The following is a 6,923-nucleotide window of genomic DNA, read 5'->3' on the forward strand; positions in this document are numbered from 1 at the left end:
TTGTCGGCGCTAACCCATAAAATAACCAAAATGAAAAGAGCGTTACTTAATGAGTATTTCCCCAAATTTTGAAGACATTAAACAAGCCTATGAACGTATAAAAGGCGACGTAAAGAAAACGCCGATTGTTGAATCTTCGTTGCTCAACAAATGGATGGGCAACCGCATTCTGTTTAAAGCGGAGTGCTTACAGACCATCGGGGCATTCAAAATTCGCGGCGCCATGAATTTTTTAGCCCGCTTGAAAGAGGAAGGTCGTTTACCGAAGCATGTGGTCGCCAATAGTTCTGGAAATCATGCTCAGGCAGTAGCCTATGCAGCGTCTCACTTTGGTATTAAAGCCACTATTTTCGCGAGCGAGACCATTTCGCCGATTAAAGCTGCTGCTACGCAAAGCTATGGTGCTGAATTAAAACTATTTCCTACCCGTCCAGAAGCAGATGCGGCTGTCGAGCAAGCGTCAAAAGCATCAGACACGGCCTGGATACCGCCGTTTAACCACAAAGATATTGTGGCAGGACAAGGCACGGCAACGTTAGAAGCGCTTAACGAAATTGGTGAGGTGGATGCTGTCTTTGCGCCGTGTGGTGGCGGAGGGTTATTGTCGGGCGCACTACTGGCAACTCGCGCACTACAGCCAAATGCATTGGTCATTGGCGCTGAGCCCGCCGAAGCGAATGATGCCTCTATGTCGTTGCAAGCTGGTGAGATCATTGCTTTAGACTATGCTCCAAATACCTTGGCAGACGGTGCTGCCACGCCTTCTGTTGGCGATGTAACGTTTCCTATACTGCAAGAAATAGATGATTTCTACGAAGTGGATGAGCTGCAAATTGCTTATTGGACCCAATGGCTACATCATTTACTAAAGCTTCATATTGAGCCCACGTGCGCGATGACCATGGCTGCAGTAGCGGCTTGGGCTGCCAACACTCCACCTGGGCAAACCGCTCTTGTTATATTGAGTGGCGGCAACATTAGCCAGTCGAGTATGGCTAAAATTTGGGAGAGAGATTTTTTGCTGCAGCCTCCCATTCTTGACCTTGATGACGAAGACGAATTTGAAGACACCGAGCGTGTCGAGGCATAGCGTTGCGTTAGTGCGCAGCTATTGAAACTCGAGCAGCTCGGTATAAAAACTAAAAAAACAAAGAATAAAACAGAAATAAAAAAGGCAGAAACTCACTATGAACTCTACATTGTCGGCACTGACATTTAAAAAGCACTCGCTTTCAAAATTGCTAACCGCAACGTTTGCAACAGCGGCAACGTTAGGTGCTATGACCACCACGCTTACGGTGGATGCTGCAATGCTTGTTGAGAACGTAAAAGGCTATACGTTAAATGAAAGTGGCAAACTCATTACGTTTAAAAACCTTGTCATTGATGAAGGCAAAGTGGTTGCATTAGATATCGACAAAGGCAACACGCCTGTCGACAGCACCATTGATGGCAAAGGCAAAGTTATGCTACCCGGGCTTATCGACGCTCACGGGCATTTACTAGGCTTAGGCGCAAACTTGTTGGAAGTCGATTTGCGAGAAAGTAGCAGTGCACAAGACGCGGCCAAGACAGTTGCCGAATACGCCTTTGCAAATGGACAACAAGCTTGGATTACCGGGCGCGGTTGGAACCAGGAATTGTGGTCTGACAGAGCGTTTCCAACAGCGGCTGACTTGGATAAAGTAATTTCTGACCGACCTGTGGCGCTAGCTCGTGTAGACAGCCACGCTACCTGGGTGAACAGTAAAGCGATGGAAATTGCGGGTATAACTAAAAACACCCCATCGCCTGCAGGGGGCGAAATCATTAAAGACGCTAACGGTAATCCTACCGGTGTTTTCATTGATAATGCATCGCAATTAATTGAAGCGCATTTGCCTAAAGCAAGCAGCGCTATTTACGAGCAACAATTACATGCAGCAGGTGAGCACTTACTAGCAAATGGTGTTACGTCAATGCACGATGCTGGCATAGACAGAGACGTTTACGATTTCTATTTAAAAGAAGCGGTAGAAGGTGACTTGCCTGTGCGTATTTATGCCATGGTGAGTGCGACAGACCCTGACCTCAGCACCATGCTGGGCAATGGTACTATTCGCGACCAAGATGACTTTTTATATATTCGTTCGGTAAAAGCCTATGGCGATGGTGCACTAGGTAGCCGAGGCGCAGCATTGCTTGAACCTTATTCAGATGCACCGCATCAACATGGTTTGCTGTTAACTCAACCAGAAGATATGACCCAACTGTTTACTACGGTAATTGGTGCGGGCTTCCAGCTAAACTACCATGCCATTGGTGATAAGGCTAACCATGTCGCACTGAACGAGTTTGAAACCACGTTTAAGAGTATTGGCGGCAGCGAACTGCGCAACCGTATTGAGCATGCACAGGTGATTGCGCCTGACGACCTAGCCCGCTTTGCTTCGCTAAAGGTCTTACCTTCCATGCAGCCTACTCACGCCACCAGCGATAAGAACATGGCGGAAGATCGCCTTGGCAAAGATCGTATGAAAGGCGCTTACGCGTGGAAAACGCTACTCGATTCGGGCATTGCACTGCCCTTAGGCTCTGATTTCCCTGTAGAGCTTGCTAACCCATTTTACGGGCTTCACGCTGCGGTTACGCGACAAGACAGAAACAATCAACCCGTAAAAGGTTGGTATGCCCACGAAGCGTTAACCATTGAACAAGCCTTTAAAGGGTTTACTTTAGATGCTGCTTACGCAGGGCACATGGAAGATACCTTGGGCACACTGACGCCAGGAAAATGGGCAGACTTTATCTTGGTCGACCAAGATATTTTTACCATTGATGCCAAAGACATTTGGAAAACCGAAGTACACGCAACTTATGTGGCTGGAGAAGAAGTTTTTTCTAAATGAGTAGCGAAAACAAAAGCCTGTTAACCAAAGGGATTGGCGGCATTGGCGCTGCCCTTTTGGTGTTAAATGGCCTTATTGGGGCGGGCATTTTTGCTCTGCCCGCTAAAATGGCCGCTGAGCTCGGCGCTTTCAGCCCTTACATTTTTTTGATTTTTGGCGCGCTAATGCTGGCCATTGTGTGGTGTTTTGGGCAGCTAGCGGCCCTGTACCAAGAAACCGGTGGACCTGTGGTGTACGCCCAGAAAGGCTTTGGCGACGCAGCGGCGTTTCAAACTGGCTTTATTTACTACTTGGCTCGCGCAACGGCGATTGCCGCCAACATGCACGTGTTATTGCTATACGCCGGCTATGTGTGGCCCGAACTGAATGCGGGAATAGACAAGTCATTCGCTATTATCGCGCTTACCACAGCACTAATCATAGTGAATATTGTCGGCCTTAAGGCCGCCATGCGTTCACTTGATGCTATCTCGGTGCTAAAACTGCTGCCTTTCGTGGCGCTTATTGCGGTTGGTTACTGGCAGCTCGATTTTTCTACTGCGTTAGTGCGTTCTTCGGAAACCGTTGTGCCTGCATTTGACACCATATCTGCCGGCGCCCTACTTACGCTTTACGCTTTTATTGGTTTTGAAACGGTAGTGGTCACGAGCGGCGAGACCAATTCACCGAAAAAAACCATACCTCGTGCACTAATGCTTACGGTTTCAGGTATTGCCATATTTTACTTTTGCGTGCAGTGGCTTTATTGGCACACCGTGGGGCCTGCAAAACCTGATAGCGCACCGCTAATTGCACTCGCCAATATGATATTTGGCGAAACCGGGGCCCTCATAATGACGCTTACCGCCGTAGTGTCGGTTGCCGGTAACTTGTTAGCGAATATGATATCTACGTCTCGACTTACGTTCTCTATGGCGCAGCAGTCACTTATTCCAGGTAAACTGGGACAGAAGTTAGGTGAGATTCACACATCCTTTGCTACCCCAGCAGTTTCCATATCAATACTGGGAATATTTGCCGGTACTATGGCGCTGAGCGGCAGCTTTGTGTGGTTAGCTATTTCAAGCGTGCTTGCACGGCTTGTGGTTTACGCCGTGTGTGTAGTGGTGCTGATGAAAGCCCAGCGGGCTTCATTGCAAGGTGCTACCTTGCAGAGCGCTTCTTCACAATGCAGCATGCAGCAAGATAATTCTGAGAATGACGCTTATTTTAACGGCTCTGCAGGCGCATTTGCCAGCCCTGTAAACCTGTTTCGACGTCTGATACCCTTTGTCGCACTAGGGGTTTGCGCATGGTCTATTGCACAGTCGTCAACCAACGCATGGCTATTTTTACTGGGTGAATTAGTGGTTGGCGCACTGCTTTATTTTTTTTATTTCGCTCCAAGCAACAAAGAATCAAAAGGTTAAACCGTGGAAATTCAAGTTATACCCGTTACGCCCTTTGCCCAAAACTGCTCATTAATTTGGGACTCATCCACGAACAAAGGCGCGTTTGTCGACCCAGGTGGCGACGTTGAAACGTTAATTGAAGCTGCTACAAATAAAGGCGTGAGTATAGAAAAAATCATACTCACTCATGGGCACTTAGATCATGTGGGCGGCACTGTTGCCATCGCAGAGCATTACGGTGTACCGATTGTTGGGCCTCATATTGGCGACAAATTTTGGTTAGATGCACTTATGCAGCAAAGCCAGATGTTTGGCTTTCCACCCGCCCAGCCTTTTGCTCCCAACGAGTGGTTAAACGACAACGATACCATTTCAGTGGGCAATTTAACGCTAGACGTGCTGCATTGCCCGGGTCATACACCTGGTCATGTGGTGCTGGTAGAACGCTCAAGTAATCGCGTTATTGTGGGTGATGTAATTTTCGCAGGCTCTATTGGCAGAACTGATTTCCCTCAAGGTAATCATCAGCAATTAATCGACTCGATTAAACAGAAAATTATGGTGCTGCCGGATGATATGACGATTTACCCGGGTCATGGGCCAACCACTACGGTTGCAACCGAAAAGGCCACGAATCCTTATGTTTCGGGTCAATTCGGATAAAACTTCACGTCGTATCAGCAGTCAAAGAACAAAAAGGCGAGGTGCGTTGAATAAGCTTTTGCTTGTTTCGCCCTCGCCTTTCGCTTATTTAAAGCTTGCTATGCATTTGCTTAGCGTAATGTCTAAAAAGCGTTATTAACTAACGCTTATTCGTAAGCGCCGCTTGCATAATGCAACTCATAGCTGTGGCTATAAATTTCAAGGATGTTGCCAAACGGGTCTTCCATGTAAATCATGCGGTAAGGCTTTTCACCCGGATAGTAATAACGCGGCGCCTTCATCCGCTTTTTACCACCAGCAGCGACAATCTTTTCAGCCAAGCCTTCAACATCTGGGTCTTGAACACAGAAATGAAAGATACCGGTTTTCCAATATTCAAAGTTGTTTTCTGGGTTCTCTTGGTTGCTGAACTCAAAAATTTCAACGCCAACACGATCACCTGTTGACAGATGCGCTATGCGGAATTTCCCCCAACCTGGACCAAATACATCGGTACACATTTCGCCAATCGCCGAGTCATCTTCAACAATCTCTGTTGGCTTCATGATGAGGTACCAGCCAAGTACTTCGGTATAAAATTTCACGGCAGCTTCTAAGTCAGGTACTGAAATTCCAATATGAGAAAACGTACGTGGATACGGTGTTTTTACTGCTTCAGTCATCACTTACTCCTATGTAGTGCAACTTATCAAAATGGCTTAAGCGGCCGCCTCATCAAGAAGGCCAACTCGAACACCGCTTAAGTGAATGTGCATACATAGTAGCTAGACAAAGATGAAAAATGAAATTATGATATTTTCTAAATTTAATAATTTTAAATTATAGAAAAATGATAAACCCTATTTGGCTAGACACCTTCATCACGTTAGTAGAAACGGGGAACTTTACGCGCACCGCAGAGCAACGGTTTATGACGCAGCCGGGCGTAAGTCAGCACCTTAAGAAACTGGAAGAGGCATGTCAGTGTGAACTAGTCATCCGTTTAGGCAAGGGGATTCAGCTAACTGAACAGGGCCAGCGTGTGTACCACTATGCCAAGGAGCAGCAGGAAAAAGAGCAAGATTTTATTGCCAGCTTAAAGTTTGACGCCCCTTTTGAAGGTAAGTGCGTAGTAGCCTGCTCAGGCGCGATTGCTCAGCGTATTTACCCTGCTCTGCTGGCACTGCAAAAGCAGCATAGCGCGCTTAATGTTCACGTGGAAGTCGCACCTCGTCGTACTATTTTGTCAGGCATTGCGAACAATACGCTGGAGCTTGGCATTGTGACAAACCAGCCAGAGAGTGAAGATATACATAGTGAGTATTTAGGCGAAGAAGCATTGGGGCTTATTCTACCGCGTAGCCTACCTGACGCGCTTGCTGCGCAGGTTCCTGGGTTATCTGAAAACGCGCAGGGTTTTATTTCGGGTTCGGGTTCGGGTTCGGGTTCGGGTTCGGGTTCGGGTTCGGGTTCGGGTTCGGGTTCGGGTTCGGTACCAAAAGTAGCAAGCGTATCTGGAAAAGCAAAGAGTAAAACTGATGATGGCAGAACATTAAAAGCCGTGATTAAGTATTTAGGGCTTATTAATCACCCTGATGCCATGCACTACTTGCAGCGCTATTTTAACGATTGCGGAGAAGCTGAGTTAGCCAACATTAATCCGAATAAGCTGACTCATACCGGCTACATCAACCAACTTTCGCAAATTCTACTGCCGGTAAGCGAAGGGTTGGGTTACACCGTGCTGCCCACCAGCACACTAGACTTTGTGTCTTTTGCCGACAAACTTACCGTCTACAAAGCTAAAAATGAAGTAACCGAGCCCCTATACAGTGTTCAAACACCCCACAGCGCTCTACCCGCCCGCTACAAAGCAGTAAAACAAGCCATCACCCAAGTATTGGGTTAAAAATTGGGGTCAGAGTCTGAGGGATCCCCACGAATTTAATTCCATGTGCTTCCGGCCCATGCACTGTCTACTATGGAGCTGTACCATTTGAGT

6 protein-coding genes are annotated in these 6,923 nt (G+C 47.3%); 5 read left to right on the forward strand and 1 reads right to left on the reverse strand.

The genetic code is table 11. The features are described from left to right. Positions 1–49: 49 nt before the first annotated feature. The 4 genes from NO989_RS14195 to NO989_RS14210 all read left to right on the forward strand — a co-directional run bounded on the left by NO989_RS14195 (position 50) and on the right by NO989_RS14210 (position 4,942). Positions 50–1,090 carry a serine/threonine dehydratase gene (locus NO989_RS14195; RefSeq protein WP_269351315.1) on the forward strand — a complete coding sequence of 347 codons (1,041 nt, stop codon included), beginning with the start codon at positions 50–52 and terminating at the stop codon, positions 1,088–1,090. A 97-nt stretch (positions 1,091–1,187) separates the two neighbouring features. Continuing rightward, positions 1,188–2,888, forward strand: coding sequence for an amidohydrolase (locus NO989_RS14200; RefSeq protein WP_371342765.1), 1,701 nt, complete (start codon positions 1,188–1,190; stop codon positions 2,886–2,888). After that, positions 2,885–4,297 (forward strand): APC family permease, encoded by a 1,413-nt coding sequence (locus NO989_RS14205; protein ID WP_371342766.1) that lies wholly within the window; start codon positions 2,885–2,887, stop codon positions 4,295–4,297. Before NO989_RS14200 ends, NO989_RS14205 begins: the two co-directional genes overlap by 4 nt. 3 nt (positions 4,298–4,300) lie before the next feature. Further along, positions 4,301–4,942, forward strand: a complete 642-nt coding sequence (locus NO989_RS14210; protein WP_371342767.1) for an MBL fold metallo-hydrolase — start codon at positions 4,301–4,303, stop codon at positions 4,940–4,942. Between the two features lie 146 nt (positions 4,943–5,088). Here the strand turns inward: NO989_RS14210 and NO989_RS14215 are convergent, their stop codons facing one another. Continuing rightward, positions 5,089–5,604, reverse strand: a complete 516-nt coding sequence (locus NO989_RS14215) for a lactoylglutathione lyase family protein (protein WP_014950763.1) — start codon at positions 5,602–5,604, stop codon at positions 5,089–5,091. Between the two features lie 167 nt (positions 5,605–5,771). Here NO989_RS14215 and NO989_RS14220 point away from each other — a divergent pair, with 167 nt between their 5' ends. Beyond that, positions 5,772–6,830, forward strand: coding sequence for a LysR family transcriptional regulator (locus NO989_RS14220; RefSeq protein ID WP_371342768.1), 1,059 nt, complete (start codon positions 5,772–5,774; stop codon positions 6,828–6,830). Positions 6,831–6,923 lie beyond the last annotated feature (93 nt).

Source organism: Alteromonas sp. DY56-G5, assembly GCF_041414725.1.
Classification (GTDB): domain Bacteria; phylum Pseudomonadota; class Gammaproteobacteria; order Enterobacterales; family Alteromonadaceae; genus Alteromonas; species Alteromonas macleodii.